The organism is Mycobacterium sp. SMC-17 (assembly GCF_045310915.1).
GTDB lineage: Bacteria > Actinomycetota > Actinomycetes > Mycobacteriales > Mycobacteriaceae > Mycobacterium.
In genome coordinates, this window is the sequence record NZ_JBJIAK010000002.1 from 232088 (window position 1) to 248830 (window position 16743).

Consider the following 16743-nt stretch of genomic DNA (forward strand, 5'->3'; position numbering starts at 1 on the left):
GGATTTCACTGGTACCATAGTCCCATGGAAGCGGTAATCGACTCGGGCGGCCGCATCTTGGTGCCCAAGCAACTCCGCGACGCGTTGGGACTGACGCCCGGTTCGACGGTCGATATTTCGGCATATGGCCCTGGACTGCAGATTGTCCCCGGCGGCCGCTCCGCGCGCCTCGTGCGAAACAAGGACGGACGCCTCGTCGCCAACGCAGACACAGTCGTCACCGATGAAATGATGTTCGCGCTCATCGATTCGGGGCGACGCTGACGTCGCAGCAGGTCACGGCAATCGATACCAGCGTCGCGGTGCCCTTGCTTGTGTCCTCGCATCCGCAGCACGTCGCGGTCTCGCAATGGGCAATGGGCCGACGTCTTGGGCTCAGCGGGCATGCGCTGGCCGAGACATACTCGGTTCTGACGCGTCTGCCCGGCGATGCTCGTGTCGACCCTGCCGACGCGGTGGCGTTGATCGACGACAACTTCCCGGAGCCCCTTCAACTGGGTGCCGACACGGGACGCGGTGCCCATCACGAATTCGCCCGTTGTGGCGTCGCGGGCGGCGCCACCTATGACGGCTTGGTCGCGTTGGCCGCTCGTGAGCACGGTGCAGTCCTGGTCACTCGCGATGCCAGAGCCAAGGCAACCTACGACGCCCTCGGGGTAAACGCGGAAGTGCTGGCCGGCGCCTGACCTGTCTTTGGCGAACGGGCGCGGCCCGACCAGAACCTGGCACTGAAATCGCGGTGTAACCCCGCACCCACCCTCGTTGTCGTAGATCTGCACGTGGTGATGCGTTGTGCCTCGTGCTCTGTCACCTGTGCGCATTGCTGGGCTGCGGTGTGCGCGTGGGAATCGAACCCGTTGCACTGCCCTCCGTGCGCCTGAACGGTTGGAGCCGTTTGCGGTTTTGTGCACGCCTCCGCGACAACTACCTGCTACACCATGCTGCTGTCAGTCCAGCAGCTCGATCTCCCAGTTCGCCTTCTGGATTCGGACGTCGAGCTCGCGCAACTCCTGCGCCACCTGGTCGGCCCGCGCCCGCAGATCGCCAACGGACAAGGCGGACAACATCTTCAGCTCCGAACGCAGCTGCCGCGAGTAGCCGTACTGGCCCGCGCCCGCGCCCGCGGCTGCATCCGCGGCCGTGGTCAGGACGTGGTACCGCAAGCGCAGCGCATCGCGCCGCCCGAGGGCGTCCGTCAGCGTGCCGTCCGCACCGACCGAATTGGCCGCGTTGGTCAGGTTGATCCGCCGGATCAGGGATTCGTATTCGTCCAGCGCGCCGTCGATTTCGACGAGTAGCGCTGCGGCGTCCTCGGCAGGCTCTTCGCCCTCCTGGAACCGGGCATTACCCACAACACGCACGCGCAACTGCTCGATCCGGCGAACCGCGTTCGCACGCAACGACAAAGCCTCTGCCAACTTCATGATTTCACCTCGCTTCTCGTGGCACGGGCCGAGAACATCCGTTTCTCGGCCCGAACCATGATGAGCGCAAAAAGGTTGGCCGGCAACGCATTTTCCGGCGCTCGGCCCGCCGGCCGCGATCAGTTCTGAGCGCCGACAAAGAACAGCACGAGCACCGCAACCAGACCGAACAGGGCGGCGAAGAACGCGCCGCATGCCACGTCGTCAAACCGTGGCCGCACCGTCGCAACCAGCACCGCCGCCGCGGCGACCAGTAATGCGCCTGCCGGCGCGAACAGCCAGTAATACAACAACGGCGCCGGCGACATCACGACCAGGCCGAGCGCGTAGCCACCGAACAGATATCGCGGATCAACGTCCCGCTCGATCCGTGGATCGAGCGTGCTTTCATGCTCGAAGGACATCCCCACCTCCTCTGGTCAGCGACTCATCGTCACCGTGGCAACGGCCTGCAGGTACAGCAGGCCGACAATGAACCAAACGCTCGCGGGTGCGACCACCAGTGCCACGGCAACGCTGGTGAGTACTCGTGCGCGCAACAACAGCGCCGCAATCAGTAGGCATAGCAGCGAAAGACTCACCGCTACCGACAGATTCGTGCCATCGACCCGGTCGAGGTGCGGATCATCACCCGGGCCCATGGCTCCGACCGCCAACAGGCCCCAGCCGACTCCCCCTAAGACCGCGCCGGCGAGTACGCCGCGCGTCAAGTCCCTACCAGTCAAACGTCCCCCCGATCCGGTGCACTCATATCCCCCGTCGCCGGCACGCCCTCGGCCAGCCCGTACTGCAGGTACACGATGCCGGCCGGGCTGGATACCGGGGCCTTGAGCAGCGTCAGATTGGACGGCACTGCGCCGCCGTCGAACACTTTCTTGCCGACCCCCAGCACAATAGGATGCACCCAGAGGTCCATCCGATCAAACAGTTTTTCGCGCAACAGGGTCTGTACGAAGTTCAAACTGCCGACCACCTTCACATGCTCGTGGCGGTCGCGGATTTCCCGCACCTCGGCCACCAGATCCGCGCCGATCTGCGACGAACCCGACCACGACAGGTCCGGCTTGCCGCGCGAGGCGACGTACTTGGGGATGCGATTGAACATCTCGGCGAATTCGTCATCCTGGTGCGGCCAGTACCCCGCGAAGATGTCGTACGTCCGCCGGCCCAGCAGCAGCGCATCGGTGCCCTCGTACGCGGCGCCCACCTGCTCCCCCGACACCTCGTCGATCAGCGGTGCCTGCCATCCTTCGAACGGAAAACCGCCGTCGGCATCTTCTCCGGGACCGCCGGGCGCCTGCCCGACGAGGTCGAGCGTGGCGAACAACGCGAGGTGAATCTGGCCCATTTCTAGCTCCTGACGAGTCGGTGGTGTCTGTCAGTGAGGTAGACCGTCGGGCTCGGCGAAACTCATCGGAGCGGCCGGCTACTTTCCGGACAGCACCCGGTATTGCGCCGAAATCTGTTGGTCCACAGCGGTTTCGTCGTCGGCGAAGACCTGGAACACGAATCTGTCGGTACGCGCGAGGCAGCTGTAGTGCCACCCCAGGATGCGCCACGTCACGGTGGCGTCCGGGCGCGCGAAGTCGCGCAGGTGCTCGAAGCACCGCGCACCGGGGAATCCCGGCACCGGCCCCGCCATCTGCACGTCGGAATCCTTCATGATCAAGACGCTGGTGGCGTCCAGCAGCTGCGCTGCCGAATCGGCGTTGGGCGCCTGGTAGACCCGGCCCCACCGCTGCGTCACCCACTGCACACCGGCACGCTCGAACTGGGTGGTCATGCTCACCGGATCGGCTTCGAAATGCAGCCACGCCCGCGGTCGCCACGTCCCGATCAGGACGCCCTGCTGCCGATCGGGAGTGGTGATCGTCTTCGACAGCAACTGGTCGTCGCTCGGATCTTTGGGCAGGTCAGCGAGTTTCGCCGGTTCGGTCGGCACGAAGCTCTTGATGAGCGATTGCTGCCTGCCGAGCAGGTCCGAGGTCAGCAGCTGAGCCCGCAGCGGTGCCCTGGTCGACTTGGTGGCTTTGGCACTCACGAACTGGTACAGCACGAAGCGTCCCTGCGCGGTGTACGCGGCGACACCGCTGGCCCCCGTGCCGTAGTCCACACCGAGCGCCGGCACCGTGCCGACGCCCACCGAGATCGGGACGGGATACGTCGGGAACGGAGTGGCGACGATGGGGCCGAACTGCGCGGTGAACTCACCCGCGGCCGCCGCCGCTTGGGCGTCGTCCGGGAACATCAGTACCGCGTTCTGGATTTCCAGGTCAGAGTCCTTGGACCCGGATGACCGATACGATCCGAAACCGGCGACCAGGTTGTGCGCCCGGGCAATGCCCTGCATCACATTGTCTTTGGACACCCCGAGGATGTTGTCGACGCCGAACTCGGATGTCATGGTGCCGGTCCCGATCGCGCCCGGCTTCGTCACCGACGCATCGATTTCCCAAGGCCCGACGACGTATTCGGCCATCCGGGTCGACTCGACGATCGACTGGGTGAGCGATTGGGGCCGGCGCTGAAGAACGGGGTGCTCGGCTTGATCTGGTAGTTACCGGTCCGGAGCTGGCTGACGTCGGGTTCCGGGTCGCTCAGTGAGCCGCCGAACCGCGCGGTGCCGGTCGTGGTCGTCGAACAGCCCGCGACCACGCACACGCACGTGACCACGGCCAACGCCAGTTTCCGGATCCCCACGATCCAACACTAACTGTGGCCGAGACGCGCCAGCACCGATCGCACGCACTCCGCGACCGCCTCGTTGAACGGCCCGGCATCCCGCCGCACGGTGCGGGTGCGGATCAACACCGTGAGCATGACCCGCTCGCGTTTGGGTCCGATCAGCATTCCGGCGTCGTTGGTCGATCCGTAGTCACCGCTGCCGGTCTTGTCCGCGCTGGTCCAGCCCGCGGGCACGCCCGCGCGAAAACGCCTGGTCGACGTGGCCGTCTCGCCCATCCACCGTTGCAGCTGAAACTGCGCCGCACCCGGCAACGCGTCGCCGACGAGGATGGCGCGGTACCCGCCGCACAGGGCCCGTGGCGTGGTGGTGTCGCGGAGGTCGCCGGGCGCCGCCTCGTTGAGGTCCGGTTCCCAGCGATCCAGCCGCGTCTGCGAATCGCCGATCGAGCGGGCGAAATCGGTCAGGGCGGACGGCCCGCCGATGGTCCGCAACATGATGTTGCCTGCGGCGTTGTCGCTCTGGGTCAGGGCCGCCGCACAAATGTCCCGGAGCGGCATCCGCGCCCCCACCGCGGGGCCCAGCACCGGCGAGTTGACCACGATGTCCGCGGCGGTGATGGGCACCATGGCATCGAGATTCGCCTGACCTGCCTTGGCCATCTGCAAGATGCGTGCCGCCGCATACGCTTTGAACGTCGAGCAGATCGCGAACCGTTCGTCGGGACGGTGTTCCACCGTTGCCGAAGACTCCAAATCAACTGCGTAGACGCCGATTATCGCCTGGTAGCGATCTTCCAGTTCTTCGAAGCTGGTCGGCTCGTCCGCCTTGGTGGGCCGGCACCCGGCCAGCACGCCCGTGGCGGCCAACCCGACGATGAAATCCCGTCGGCTCAGCGATACCCCCACGCATCCCAGCCAACCATGTATCGACGAAAGACGCCAACGCGGGGTGCCCTCCCGGCACCCCGCCGGCCTGCAGTGCGTTGGGGCCCAACAGATCCCGCGGTGTCGGCAAAGATGACGTCAGGCGATGTGCTTGTCGAACCATTCGATGGCCACCTCGGGGTGGACACCGAAGTAGTTGTAGCCGTCGAATCGCCTGTTGGTTCCTTCGATCCAGTGCAGGCTCTTGTCGGCGACCGGAATCGCATCGTAGATGTCCTGCACATCCTGCGGGCGCGTCATCGTGTCGTCGCGGACCTGGGCGACGAGCGTCGGCACGGTCACGGCCTTGACGTGTTCGAGCGGTGACTGCTCGGCGATCCGGAATCCCGTTCGTTCGTGCACGGCCTGATCGAACTTCGCGTAGCCGTCGGCCATCCCGACGGCCTTGACGAACTCCTCGACGATGTAGCGACCCGACACCGGTTGCAGCATCACCATGGCCTGGATTTCCGCGAACTCCGCGGGGTGCTTCGACCAGGCCACGGCCGTCGAATCAGCGCCCAGGCACACCGAAAGCAGCACCTTCTTCATCGTTTTCGTGTCCGGCCGACTGGCGGCGTACCGCAAGGACCCGATGACGTCGCGGTATTCGGTCAGGCCGATACCGGCGATGCCGCCGTTGCCCTGCCCACTGCGGCCGTGATTACGGATGTCGTACGCGAGAACGTTGTAGCCCGCATCATGCAGGGCCTTGTACTCGGGCAGAAAATTCACCTCGAAGCCGCCGAGGCCGCCGAATTCGGGCAGGTGCCCGGGATAGCCGTAACGGTTTCCGGGAAGAAAGTGGTTATGGATGACGAGCCGGTCGGAGTCGGCCGGGATGAACCAGCCCTCCAGCGGGACGCCGTCCATCGATGGGAAGAACACGTCTTCGTAATCCAATCCGACCTCATCAGGGCGCCGGAGCACCGGCGCGCGCCGCCCGCCCGTGGTCCCGGTGGTCCACATGGCGACGAAGCCGTCGAACGCTTCCTGGGCTGCGGTGTCGTCGGACATGAGCGGTTCCTTCCGTCGAGAGCTGGTGTCAGAGACGACGGTAGGCCGGGCGTGGTCCGGTAGGCAGGGCCGAGTTGTCCAGGGTCCAGCAAACCCTCTCTCGGGGCCGCCGGGCCCATTACTGTCGAAAACGTGGACCAGCGCAAGGACATCCGGGAATTCCTCACGTCCCGGCGCGCCCGCATCACTCCCCAGCAGGCCGGCCTTCCCGACTACGGCGCCAAACGACGGGTCCCCGGCCTCCGCCGGGAAGAGGTCGCACTGCTCGCCGGGGTCAGCGTCGACTACTACACCCGCCTCGAACGCGGCAATCTCACCGGCGTCTCCGACTCGGTGCTCAACTCGGTGGCCACCGTCCTGCAACTCGACGAGACCGAACGCGCGCACCTGTTCAACCTGATCAAAGTCAGCCAAGGGCCGCGGCGGACCCCACGCAAGACCGGCAACAGGATTCGGCCGAGTGTCCAGCTGATCCTCGACGCGATGGTCGGTGTGCCGGCCTGGGTCAGCAATGACCGGCTCGACATCCTGGCCACCAACGCCGTCGGCGCCGAGCTCTACCGCGATGCCATCGATGGAGCCGACGGACGGGCCAACATCGCGCGTTTTCTGTTCCTCGACCACGGGGCCCGGGAGTTCTTCGTCGACTGGAACCAGCAGGCGGACAACGCCGTCGCAATTCTGCGCAGTGCCGCGGCCCGTGATCCGTACGACGACCGGCTGACCCAGCTCGTCGGCGAATTGAGCACGCGCAGTGACGAATTCCGGATCCGCTGGGGCGCCCACATCATCCGGGCGCATGAGTCAGGCCCCAAGGTGTACAAGCACCCTGCGGTCGGCCGGCTCGACCTGACTTTCGACCGGCTCGAGCTCGCCGCCGATCCGGGGCTGACGCTCTATGTCATGACGGCGGAACCCAATTCACCGACGGCAGACCGACTGAAGTTGCTCGGCACCCTGGCGGCAACGCGTCAGTCACACGGCTGACTGCCTACCTGAATGCGCGTATTGCGCTGTCCCCCAAACCGTTACGCCCGTTCATCCGGCTCAGTGGCAGCGAAGGGCGCGAGCAGGAACTCGTCGACGAATCGGGTGAACGTGTCGTCGACAAAGGCCGGGTCGGGTGCGGTGAAGTACTCGATGATCAAGCCCTGGAAGGTGGCCAGCGCGATCCGCGAGCGGGTCTCGGCGACGTGGTCGGGCATCCCCAGGGCGAGCAGGCGCGCCTTCGAATTGCGCGTCAGCAGCGACAGGGTGTCCCAGGTGTAATCCCGGTAGGGACTGTCCACCCCGCAGGCGGCGCCGAAGATCTGCAGCACGATGCGCAGACTGTCGCGGCGGTCTCCGCGCGTGCACTCATACCAGTCGTCGAAGCACCATTGCCGATGTGCGGCAACGGAATCCGGTAGGTCCAGCTCCTCGGTGGCCGGTATCGCCGCGCGCTGTTGCCGGTTCAGGACCTCGAGCATGAGGTTCTCTTTGGTACCGAAGTAGTACACGAGCATCCGCGCACTGGTCCCGAGCTGAGATGCGAGCTCGCGCAGCGAGGTGTCGACCACCCCGGTGCGCGCCAAAATCGCGCCGGCAGTGACCAACAGCTCTTCGCGTTTCGCGTGGTCGAATGGCCTCGGCACGCTTGACTGTAACAGTTGCTTCGGATACTGATGGTGTGGTGGGTGCGAACACGAGGGCGGGGGGCGCTCGGTGAGCCTGGTGCGCGATGACGCCGACTCGGTGACCAACGACGAGACCGAAAACCCACCGACCGGTACCGGCAGGCCGATGCGCCGAACCCGGTGGGTGGCGATCGTGGCCGGCTTGGTGGGATTCGTTGCCAGCGTGCTGATTCCGGTGCTACCGGTCGTGCAGACGACCGCAACGCTGAACTGGCCGCAGGGCGGACAGCTGGGCAACGTCAGCGCACCCCTGCTCTCGTTGACGCCGGTATCGCTGACGGCATCGGTGCCGTGCACGCTGATTCGCGAAGTGCCGGCCGCTGGCGGCCTGATCCTGGGGACCGCACCTGCGGCAGGTAAGCAGGCGATGCTCAACGGGCTCTTCGTCACTGCCACCGAACAGCGCATCGACGTGGTCGCCCGCAACATCGTCATCCTCAGCGTGCCGCGCAGCCGCTTGAACGACCCGCAATGCCGGCAGTTACAGCTCTCGTCGTCGACGGCGGGCACCTTCGCCGCGATCACCGGCCTGAGTGATCCCGACACCGGCGCGCCGCTACGCGGCGGTTTCACCGACCCGAACCTGCGACCCCAGATCGTCGGCCTGTTCACCGATCTGACCGGTCCGGCCCCGGACGGGCTCGCCTTCTCGGCCACCATCGACACCCGGTTCACCAGTTCCCCCTCGGCATTGAAAGCGGCGGCGATGCTGGCCGGTATCGCGGGCACAATCGTTGCGCTACTGGCGTTGTGGCGCCTGGATCGCCTCGACGGCCGTCGGGCCCGGCGGCTCATACCCGTGCGCTGGCGAGCGTTCACCGCGGTGGATGCCACGGTCATCGCGGTGTCGGTGTTCTGGTACGTCGCCGGCGCGGGGTCCTCCGACGACGGCTACCAGTTCGGCATGTCCAACACGGCAAGTCACGCCGGGTACATGGCCAACTACTTCCGCTGGTTCGGCAGCCCCGAGGACCCGTTCGGCTGGTACTACGACCTGATCGCCGCGATGACCCGTATCAGCCACGCCAGTCTGTGGCTGCGCCTGCCGGACCTGATCTGTGCTCTGGTGTGCTGGCTGCTGCTGTCCAGGGAAGTGCTCCCGCGGCTCGGCCCCGCCGTCGCGAGGAGTAAACCGGCGGTGTGGGCGGCCGCCCTGGTGTTCATCGCGGCGTGGATGCCGTTCAACAATGGTCTGCGTCCCGAAGGTCAGATCGCCACCGGCGCCCTCATCACGTACGTCCTGGTCGAACGGGCCATCGCGACCCGCCGCCTCACACCGGTGGGGCTGGCGATCATCGTGGCGGCCTTCACCCTGGGCATCCAGCCGACGGGGATCATCGCCGTCGCCGTTCTGTTGGCCGCCGGGCGACCGATTGTCCGCATCATCGTCACCCGAGCCCGGACCATCGGGATCTGGCCCGCGCTGTTACCGCTTGCCGCAGCCGGATTCGTCGTGCTGACAATCGTCTTCGCCGACCAAACCCTCGCGGCGGTTCGCGAGGCGACCGCGGTGCGTACCGCCATCGGACCCGCTCAACCCTGGTACACCGAGAACCTGCGGTACTTCTATCTGATTCTGCCGACCACCGACGCCGCCCTGTCACGCCGGTTCGGAATCCTGATGACCATCGCCTGCGTCGTCCCCTCGATGCTGATGTTGTTGCGCCGCAAACGAATTCCGGGCGTCGCCAGCGGCCCGGTCTGGCGACTGATCGGCGTCATCTTCGCCACGTTGTTCCTGCTCACCTTCGCCCCGACGAAATGGATTCACCACTTCGGGCTGTTCGCCGCCGTGGGCGCCGCGATGGCGGCGGTGGCGACCGTGCTGCTCGGTCCGGCGGTACTGCGGTCGCCACGCAACCGGATGGCGTTCCTGTCGGCCGTATTGTTCATCCTGGCTTTGTGTTTCGCCTCCACCAACGGCTTCTGGTACGTCTCCAGCTACGGCGTGCCGTTCAACGACAGCAGCCCCCATCTGGGGCCGGTCACCGCGAGCGCCGTCCTGTTCGCACTGTCCGTGCTGACCGCCGGCTACGCGGGTTGGTTGCATCTGGCCGCGCCCGCCGACGGCGAACCTCGCACCACCCGGCTGTTGACCGTCGCGCCCGTGCCGATCGCGGCCGGGTTGATGGTGCTGGTGTGTGTCGGGTCGATGTTGACCGGAGCCATCAAGGAATATCCCAGCTACTCCAATGGCTGGGCCAACCTACGCGAGCTCGCCGGCGGCTGCGGGCTGGCCGACGACGTCCTGGTCGAACCGGACGCCAACAGCGGGTTCCTGACGCCGATTCCCGGGAACTACGGGCCCCTGGGGCCATTGGGCGGTAGCGATCCGATCGGCTTCGATCCGAACGGTGTACCCGAACACACACTGGCAGAGTCGGTTTGGCAGGACCACCCCAAATCAGGGACCGACTACGACTGGGACGCGCCCACTGCTCTCGACGCTCCCGGAGTCAACGGCTCCGGCGTCGTGCTGCCTTACGGCCTCGATCCCGCTCGGGTGCCGGTTGCCGGCAGCTTCGTCTACGGGCCCCAGCGCGTCAGCACGCTCGCATCTGCCTGGTACCGGCTCCCTGCCGCCGATGCCGCGCACCCACTGGTCGTGGTCACCGCGGCCGGCACCATCACCGGCAACAGTGTCCTGTCGGGGCGCACCGACGCCCAGACCGTCGCACTCGAATACGGCACACCCGGCGCCGACGGCACACCGACCGCACGCGGCCGGCTCACGCCGTACGACATCGGCCCGCAACCGGCCTGGCGCAATCTGCGCTTCCCTCGCACCGCAATCCCCGCCGACGCCCGTTACGTCCGCGTCATTGCCGAGGACCAGTCGCTGGACATCGGCGACTGGGTGGCCGTCACCCCGCCGCGTGTCCCCGAATTGCGTTCAGTCCAGGAGTATCTCGGCTCGACGCAACCGATCCTCCTCGATTGGGCGGTGGGCCTGGTGTTCCCGTGCCAGCAGCCCATGTTGCATGCCAACGGCGTCACCCAGGTGCCCACTTACCGCATCTCCCCCGACTATCCCGCCAAGATCGAAATGCCCGACACCTGGCAATCCGGCGAAAACGGCGGCCCACTCGGCATCACCGATCTCCTGCTGCGCGCCCACGTCATGCCCACCTACCTGTCGCGGGACTGGGGACGTGACTGGGGATCACTGCGCAGATACACCCCGGTCGTCGATGCCTCCGAGGCGCATCTGGACCTCGGGACCGCGACCCGCAGCGGGCTGTGGAGCCCTGGCCCGATCCGCATCGGACCGTGACACCTACCGTCTGCGCCGGGGCCGCACCAACAGCGCGGCCACCAGGAAGCACAGCGCCCCGACGAAGGTCCCGAAGTTGGCCAGCCGCTCGTCGACCGTGACGCCGGTCTTGCGGACGAACGCCGCCAGTGCCGAGACCTGGAACGCGACGCAGCCCATCATGTTGATCCACGATGCTTGCCAGGCAACGGATTTCGGCGACCACAGGCCGACAACCAGGACCGCCAGCAGACCGCTGAGCAGGAAGGCCAGCGACCCGGCGGCGTCGGGCGCCCAGACGTAGCGCCGCTCGGCGAGCACGGCGTGCGCCCACACCGCCGCGCCGGTGCTGACGTTGAACAGCACCGTGCCCATGAATTGGATTGCCGCCGACCACCATTGGATCCCCGGCGGGGCCAGCACGTATTGCATCAGGGCGGCCGTGGTGAAGAACCACGACCCGATGAAGCACAGCACGTTCGCCGCTCCGGCCCCGGCCACCGCGGGAAACCCGGGGACCGTGGCCAGCGCGAAGAACGTCGAGCCGATGGCGAACAGCCAGCACTGCCTGCTGAGGGTGGCAAGGCCGGTCATGCCGCTCACGGCATTACAGGAAGCTGCGAATCCGCTCGCCGGTCTCCGACGTCGACAGCTTGGCGTCGCCGCGCGTCGAAAGGTGCTCGGCGACAGCCTTGTCCACGCGGGCCGCGGCGTCGGTCTCACCGAGGTGGGTCAGCAGCAGCGCCACGCTCATGATGGCGGCGGTCGGGTCGGCAAGACCCTGACCGGCGATGTCGGGCGCGCTGCCGTGCACCGGCTCGAACATCGACGGATTGGTGCCCGTCGCGTCGATGTTGCCCGATGCCGCCAGGCCGATGCCGCCGGAGACGGCCGCGGCCAGGTCGGTGATGATGTCGCCGAACAGGTTGTCGGTGACGATCACGTCGAAGCGGCCCGGATCGGTGACCATGTAGATGGTCGCGGCGTCCACGTGCATGTAAGCGGTCTGGACGTCCGGGTACTCGGCCCCGATCTCGTCGACCGTGCGCGTCCACAGCGAGCCGGCGAACGCCAGCACGTTGTTCTTGTGCACCAGGGTCAGGTGCTTACGGCGCGTCCGGGCCTTCTCGAACGCGTAGCGGACCACACGCTCCACACCGAACCGCGTGTTGGTGGACACCTCGGTGGCCACCTCGTGCGGGGTGCCGACGCGGATGGCGCCACCGGTGCCGGTGTACGGCCCCTCGGTGCCCTCGCGGACGACGACGAAGTCGATGTCCGGGTTGCCGGCCAGCGGGCTGTCGACGCCTGCGAACAGCCGCGACGGCCGCAGGTTCACGTGGTGATCCAGGGCGAACCGCATCGTCAGCAGCAGGCCGCGCTCGAGCACGCCGCTGGGCACCGACGGATCGCCGATGGCGCCCAACAGGATTGCGTCGTGCGTCTTGAGCTCGTCGACCATGCCCTCGGGCAGGGTCTCTCCGGTCTCGTGGTAGCGCTTCGCGCCCACGTTGTACTCGGTGCGCTCGACACCGGGCAGCACGACGTCGAGGACCTTCAGTGCCTCGCCGATGACCTCGGGGCCGATGCCGTCACCGGCAATGACGGCGAGCTTCACGACAGATCCACCAGTTCCAGCGTGGTCGCGCCGACGGCCTCGCCGATCGCGCTGAGCACCTCGGCCGGCACCTCGCGGTCCAGCCGCAGCATGACCGTCGCGCCCGAACCGTCGGCGTCCTGCGACATCTGCGCGGCCAGGATGTTGACGTCGGCGCCGCCGAGCAGCGTGCCGATCTTGCCCAGGGCGCCCGGCTGGTCGCCGTAGTTCAGGATCAGGTTGATGCCCTCGGCGCGCAGGTCCAGGTTGCGGCCGTTGATCTGGACGACCTTCTCGACCAGCTGCGGACCGCTCAGGGTGCCCGACACGTTGACGACCGAGCCGTCGGCGGCAACGGCGCGCACGTCGACGACGCTGCGGTGGTTGGGGCTCTCGGTCTCGGTGGTGAGGACGGCCTCGACACCACGCTCGGCGGCCAGCGCCGGCGCGTTGACGAACGTCACCTGGTCCTCGATGACGGCCGAGAACAGGCCGCGCATCGCCGAAAGCTTCAGAATCTCAACATCTTCCGACGCCAGCTCGCCGAGCACCTCGACGTTCAGCGAGGCCGGGAGCGCCGGTGCCAGGGCACCGACCAGCAGGCCCAGCTTGCGGACCAGGTCGAGCCACGGCGCGACCTCTTCACCGACGACACCGCCGCCGACGTTGACGGCGTCCGGCACGAACTCGCCGGCCAGCGCCAGCTTCACGCTCGCGGCGACATCGGTGCCGGCACGGTCCTGGGCCTCTTCGGTGGAGGCACCCAGGTGCGGGGTCACGACGACCTGCGGCAGCTCGAACAGCGGGCTGTCGGTGCAGGGCTCGGTGGCGAACACGTCGAGGCCGGCGCCACGCACGTGGCCGCTGGTGATCGCGTCGGCCAGTGCCTGCTCGTCGATCAGGCCGCCGCGGGCGGCGTTGACGATGATGACGCCCGGCTTGGTCTTGGCCAGCGCTTCCTTGTTGATCAGGCCGGCGGTTTCCTTGGTCTTGGGCAGGTGCACCGAGATGAAATCAGCGCGACCCAAAAGCTCATCGAGGCTCAGCAGCTCGATACCCAGCTGGGCGGCGCGGGCCTGCGAGACGTAGGGGTCGTAGGCGACGATGTGCGCGCCGAACGCGGCCAGACGCTGCGCGACGAGCTGGCCGATGCGGCCCATGCCCACGACGCCGACGGTCTTGCCGTAGATCTCGGTGCCCGAGAACTTGGAGCGCTTCCAGGTGTGCTCGCGCAGCGTGGCGTCGGCGGCCGGGATCTGGCGGGCCGTCGACAGCAGCAGCGCCAGGGCGTGCTCGGCGGCGCTGTGGATGTTCGACGTCGGGGCGTTGACGACCAGCACGCCACGCGCGGTGGCGGCGTCGACGTCGACGTTGTCCAGGCCGACGCCGGCGCGGGCGACGATCTTGAGCTTGGGCGCCGCGGCCAGCACCTCGGCGTCCACCGTGGTGGCCGAGCGCACCAGCAGGGCGTCGGCATCCGGCACGGCGGCCAGCAGCTTCTCGCGGTCGGGGCCGTCGACCCAACGGACCTCTACCTGGTCGCCGAGGGCGGCGACGGTCGATTCGGCGAGTTTGTCAGCGATGAGTACGACAGGAAGGCTCACGCGCACAGACTAGTGGTCCAGGTTGCGCGCTTTCCAATCGCGGTTACCTAGACTTCCCGCTCCCTAGGATCGAGTGGTGGACGTCACCGTAGTCGGTAGTGGACCCAACGGACTGGCCGCGGCCGTCATCTGCGCGCGAGCCGGGCTGTCGGTCCGGGTCATCGAGGGTCAGCCGACCCCTGGCGGCGGCGCCCGCAGCGCCCCTGACCCCAAGTTTCCCGGCGTTTTGCACGACGTCTGCTCGGCGGTGCATCCGCTGGGTGTCGCGTCGCCGTTCTTCGCGGAGTTCGACCTCGCGGCCCGCGGGGTGCAGATGGTGACGCCGGAGATCTCGTACGCCAACCCGCTCTCCGGACGCCCGGCCGCGATCGCGTACCGCTCACTGGACCGCACGTGCGCGGAGCTCGACCACGGCGCGTCGTGGCGACGGCTGCTGGGTCCGCTGGTCGAGCACGTCGACGGTGTCCTCGGCTTCTTCCTCGGCGACAAGCGGTCACTGCCGCCGGATCTGCCGAGCACCGTGCGTGCCGGGCTGCGCGTGCTGGCCCAGGGCAGTCCGGCGTGGCGCCTGCTGCGCGGCGACGACGCCCAGGCCCTCTTCACCGGCGTCGGCACCCACGCCATCCATCCCATGCCCTCGCCCGTCAACAGCGGCGCGGGCATCATGCTCAGCACCGTCGCGCACACCGCGGGCTGGCCCGTTCCCGTCGGCGGCACCCAGACCATCACCGATGCGCTGATCGCCGATCTGCGCGCGCACGGCGGCGAGCTCGTCACCGGCTCCCCCGTCACGAGCCCGCCCGGCGGCGTGGTCATCTACGACACGTCGCCGACCGCCCTGCTCGACATCTACGGACCAGCTGTTCCCGAGCGCTACGCAAAAGCATTGCGCCGCTATAAGTTCGGTCCCGGCGTCTGCAAGATCGACTTCGTGCTGTCCGGTGAAATCCCCTGGCGCGACCCGCGAATGGCGTCATCGCCCACCGTCCACCTCGGGGGCACCCGGGCCCAGATGGCGCACGCCGAGCGCGAGATCTGGCAGGGCCGCCATGCCGAGCACCCCATGACGCTGGCCGCACTGCCACATCTGGCCGATCCGTCGCGCATCGACGCCCAGGGCCGTCGGCCGTTGTGGACCTACTGCCACGTCCCCGCGGGCTCGACCGTCGACCAGACCGAGACCGTGATCGCGTTGTTCGAAGACGCCGCACCGGGATTCCGCGATCTGGTGCTGGCGGCGCGCGCGGTGCCGGCCGCCGAGATGTCGCGGCACAACGCCAATTACATCGGCGGCGACATCATCGTCGGCGGCGCGACGCTCAAGGCAGCGATGATCGGGCCGACGCTGCGCGCCAACCCGTGGACCACGCCGATCCCCCAGGCGTATCTCTGTTCGTCGGCCACCCCGCCGGGCACCGGCGTCCACGGGATGGCGGGCCTCTATGCCGCGCGCACCGTGCTGCGTCGTGAATTCGGAGTGAAGACGCTGCCGTCGCTCGCGCCATAGTGTTGGCTTGGCTCATGGCCAAGCTCTCTGTGATCTTCTACTCCGCGACCGGGCACGGTACGTCCATGGCGCAGCGCATCGCGAGCACCGCACAATCCTGCGGTGCCGAGGTGCGGCTGCGGCCCGTCGCCGAGACCGCGACGCCCGAGTCCTTCGCACACAACCCGGCCTGGACCGCGAATTACCAAGCGACCAAAGATCTTCCGGCCGCCACAGGCGATGACATCGTGTGGGCCGACGCGGTGATCTTCGGCTCGCCGACCCGCTTCGGCTCGGTCGCCTCGCAGCTGCGGGGATTCCTGGACTCCCTCGGCGGCCTGTGGTCCAAGGGCGTGCTGGCGGACAAGGTGTACGCCGGCTACACCTCGACCAACACCGCACATGGTGGCCAGGAGACGACACTGTTGTCGCTCTACATCACGCTGATGCACTGGGGCGGCATCATCGTGCCGCCCGGTTACACCGATCCACTCAAGTTCGCCGACGGCAACCCGTACGGCGTGAGCCTGCTGGCCAATCACGACAACATCCGTCAGTTCGACGACAACACCTACTCGGCGCTGGACCACCTGGCGCGGCGGGTCGTCACGGTGGCAAACCGGTTGGGTGGCTAGGAGAATATGTGTCGGGGCACCCCTGCCGGCCGACTTACGGTTGATGGGTGACATTCGCAGGCACAGCCCGCCTGGTGGGCGCGGTACCCAATGAGCGCTGGTTCGCCGTCGGCGATCTGGAGCTCTATCAGATGCGCCCGCCGTTGTGCGGGTATCACGTGATCGCGGCCGAGCGGAGCATGTGGGCCATGCGCGCCCAGGCCATCTACCCGGATGGCCGCATCGAACCGCCCGAGCCCGATGATCCCGTGTCCACCGACTTCTACGGGGTGGCCGGCGAGGGCCTCGACATCGACCGTTCCGTCAAGCTGCCCGGCAGCGCCGACGGCCGCAACGTCGCCCGCGCGCTGGCGAGCATCGGATACACCGTCTACTGAAAACGACGAAAGGCCGGTTACCGCACGCTGTTTCGCGTGCCGTAACCGGCCTTTCGGGCGTCAGA

The 16743-nt window shown here is 67.4% G+C and carries 19 protein-coding genes; 7 read left to right on the forward strand and 12 right to left on the reverse strand.

Annotated features, from left to right (window positions below; genetic code table 11):
* Positions 1-24: 24 nt before the first annotated feature.
* On the forward strand, positions 25-264 hold the full coding sequence (locus ACJH7A_RS02380; protein ID WP_061001016.1) for an AbrB/MazE/SpoVT family DNA-binding domain-containing protein: 240 nt from the start codon (positions 25-27) through the stop codon (positions 262-264).
* Positions 261-686 carry a type II toxin-antitoxin system VapC family toxin gene (locus tag ACJH7A_RS02385; protein ID WP_061001017.1) on the forward strand — a complete coding sequence of 142 codons (426 nt, stop codon included), beginning with the start codon at positions 261-263 and terminating at the stop codon, positions 684-686. The genes ACJH7A_RS02380 and ACJH7A_RS02385 overlap by 4 nt, the downstream gene beginning before the upstream one ends.
* A 261-nt stretch (positions 687-947) precedes the next feature.
* Here the strand turns inward: ACJH7A_RS02385 and ACJH7A_RS02390 are convergent, their stop codons facing one another.
* From ACJH7A_RS02390 to ACJH7A_RS02425, 8 genes are all read right to left on the reverse strand, one after another.
* Positions 948-1424 carry a DIP1984 family protein gene (locus ACJH7A_RS02390; RefSeq protein ID WP_406801367.1) on the reverse strand — a complete coding sequence of 159 codons (477 nt, stop codon included), beginning with the start codon at positions 1422-1424 and terminating at the stop codon, positions 948-950.
* A gap of 119 nt (positions 1425-1543) precedes the next feature.
* The gene (locus ACJH7A_RS02395) at positions 1544-1834 is read right to left on the reverse strand and encodes a hypothetical protein (RefSeq protein ID WP_406801368.1); all 291 of its coding nucleotides are present in this window, start codon (positions 1832-1834) and stop codon (positions 1544-1546) included.
* Positions 1835-1843: 9 nt separating this feature from the next.
* The gene (locus tag ACJH7A_RS02400; protein WP_406801369.1) at positions 1844-2065 is read right to left on the reverse strand and encodes a hypothetical protein; all 222 of its coding nucleotides are present in this window, start codon (positions 2063-2065) and stop codon (positions 1844-1846) included.
* An 80-nt stretch (positions 2066-2145) separates the two neighbouring features.
* Entirely contained in the window at positions 2146-2772 is a 627-nt protein-coding gene (locus ACJH7A_RS02405; protein ID WP_406801370.1) for a dihydrofolate reductase family protein, read from the reverse strand.
* 78 nt (positions 2773-2850) lie between these two features.
* Positions 2851-3903 (reverse strand): hypothetical protein, encoded by a 1053-nt coding sequence (locus ACJH7A_RS02410; protein WP_406801371.1) that lies wholly within the window; start codon positions 3901-3903, stop codon positions 2851-2853.
* Complete coding sequence (locus tag ACJH7A_RS02415) at positions 3858-4124, reverse strand: hypothetical protein (RefSeq protein WP_406801372.1); 267 nt, start codon at positions 4122-4124, stop codon at positions 3858-3860. Before ACJH7A_RS02415 ends, ACJH7A_RS02410 begins: the two co-directional genes overlap by 46 nt.
* A gap of 9 nt (positions 4125-4133) precedes the next feature.
* Entirely contained in the window at positions 4134-5015 is an 882-nt protein-coding gene (gene bla, locus ACJH7A_RS02420) for a class A beta-lactamase (RefSeq protein ID WP_406801373.1), read from the reverse strand.
* 117 nt (positions 5016-5132) lie between these two features.
* Positions 5133-6050 (reverse strand): alpha/beta hydrolase family protein, encoded by a 918-nt coding sequence (locus ACJH7A_RS02425; RefSeq protein ID WP_406801374.1) that lies wholly within the window; start codon positions 6048-6050, stop codon positions 5133-5135.
* A 132-nt stretch (positions 6051-6182) separates the two neighbouring features.
* On the opposite strand from ACJH7A_RS02425, the gene ACJH7A_RS02430 reads away from it, so the two are divergent.
* On the forward strand, positions 6183-7037 hold the full coding sequence (locus ACJH7A_RS02430; protein ID WP_406801375.1) for a helix-turn-helix transcriptional regulator: 855 nt from the start codon (positions 6183-6185) through the stop codon (positions 7035-7037).
* A gap of 41 nt (positions 7038-7078) precedes the next feature.
* Here the strand turns inward: ACJH7A_RS02430 and ACJH7A_RS02435 are convergent, their stop codons facing one another.
* Positions 7079-7684, reverse strand: a complete 606-nt coding sequence (locus tag ACJH7A_RS02435; protein ID WP_406801376.1) for a TetR/AcrR family transcriptional regulator — start codon at positions 7682-7684, stop codon at positions 7079-7081.
* Positions 7685-7832: 148 nt separating this feature from the next.
* Between ACJH7A_RS02435 and ACJH7A_RS02440 the strand changes: the two genes are divergently transcribed.
* The gene (locus ACJH7A_RS02440; RefSeq protein ID WP_406801387.1) at positions 7833-11000 is read left to right on the forward strand and encodes an arabinosyltransferase domain-containing protein; all 3168 of its coding nucleotides are present in this window, start codon (positions 7833-7835) and stop codon (positions 10998-11000) included.
* 3 nt (positions 11001-11003) lie between these two features.
* On the opposite strand, the gene ACJH7A_RS02445 is transcribed toward ACJH7A_RS02440, so the two are convergent.
* From ACJH7A_RS02445 to serA, 3 genes are read right to left on the reverse strand one after another with little or no spacing between them, the layout of a single operon-like run.
* Positions 11004-11573 (reverse strand): hypothetical protein, encoded by a 570-nt coding sequence (locus ACJH7A_RS02445; RefSeq protein WP_406801377.1) that lies wholly within the window; start codon positions 11571-11573, stop codon positions 11004-11006.
* Between the two features lie 13 nt (positions 11574-11586).
* Positions 11587-12597: a 3-isopropylmalate dehydrogenase gene (locus tag ACJH7A_RS02450; protein ID WP_029118453.1), complete on the reverse strand. Its 1011-nt coding sequence runs from the start codon at positions 12595-12597 to the stop codon at positions 11587-11589.
* On the reverse strand, positions 12594-14180 hold the full coding sequence (gene serA, locus ACJH7A_RS02455; RefSeq protein WP_061001149.1) for a phosphoglycerate dehydrogenase: 1587 nt from the start codon (positions 14178-14180) through the stop codon (positions 12594-12596). Before serA ends, ACJH7A_RS02450 begins: the two co-directional genes overlap by 4 nt.
* Positions 14181-14256: 76 nt before the next feature.
* On the opposite strand from serA, the gene ACJH7A_RS02460 reads away from it, so the two are divergent.
* From ACJH7A_RS02460 to ACJH7A_RS02470, 3 genes are read left to right on the forward strand one after another with little or no spacing between them, the layout of a single operon-like run.
* Positions 14257-15687 carry a phytoene desaturase family protein gene (locus ACJH7A_RS02460; protein WP_406801378.1) on the forward strand — a complete coding sequence of 477 codons (1431 nt, stop codon included), beginning with the start codon at positions 14257-14259 and terminating at the stop codon, positions 15685-15687.
* A 14-nt stretch (positions 15688-15701) separates the two neighbouring features.
* The gene (gene wrbA, locus ACJH7A_RS02465) at positions 15702-16301 is read left to right on the forward strand and encodes an NAD(P)H:quinone oxidoreductase (RefSeq protein WP_406801379.1); all 600 of its coding nucleotides are present in this window, start codon (positions 15702-15704) and stop codon (positions 16299-16301) included.
* 47 nt (positions 16302-16348) lie between these two features.
* Positions 16349-16678 carry a hypothetical protein gene (locus ACJH7A_RS02470; protein WP_212811949.1) on the forward strand — a complete coding sequence of 110 codons (330 nt, stop codon included), beginning with the start codon at positions 16349-16351 and terminating at the stop codon, positions 16676-16678.
* The last annotated feature ends 65 nt before the right edge of the window (positions 16679-16743 follow it).

What these genes read in the sequence shown, in the direction of transcription:
- ACJH7A_RS02380 (WP_061001016.1), top strand. Translation starts at nt 25, where the DNA reads ATGGAAGCGGTAATCGACTCGGGCGGCCGCATCTTGGTGCCCAAGCAA.
- ACJH7A_RS02445 (WP_406801377.1), bottom strand. Translation starts at nt 11,573, where the DNA reads ATGACCGGCCTTGCCACCCTCAGCAGGCAGTGCTGGCTGTTCGCCATC.
- ACJH7A_RS02405 (WP_406801370.1), bottom strand. Translation starts at nt 2,772, where the DNA reads ATGGGCCAGATTCACCTCGCGTTGTTCGCCACGCTCGACCTCGTCGGG.
- ACJH7A_RS02425 (WP_406801374.1), bottom strand. Translation starts at nt 6,050, where the DNA reads ATGTCCGACGACACCGCAGCCCAGGAAGCGTTCGACGGCTTCGTCGCC.
- ACJH7A_RS02440 (WP_406801387.1), top strand. Translation starts at nt 7,833, where the DNA reads ATGCGCCGAACCCGGTGGGTGGCGATCGTGGCCGGCTTGGTGGGATTC.
- ACJH7A_RS02410 (WP_406801371.1), bottom strand. Translation starts at nt 3,903, where the DNA reads ATGGCCGAATACGTCGTCGGGCCTTGGGAAATCGATGCGTCGGTGACG.
- wrbA (WP_406801379.1), top strand. Translation starts at nt 15,702, where the DNA reads ATGGCCAAGCTCTCTGTGATCTTCTACTCCGCGACCGGGCACGGTACG.
- ACJH7A_RS02390 (WP_406801367.1), bottom strand. Translation starts at nt 1,424, where the DNA reads ATGAAGTTGGCAGAGGCTTTGTCGTTGCGTGCGAACGCGGTTCGCCGG.
- ACJH7A_RS02400 (WP_406801369.1), bottom strand. Translation starts at nt 2,065, where the DNA reads ATGGGCCCGGGTGATGATCCGCACCTCGACCGGGTCGATGGCACGAAT.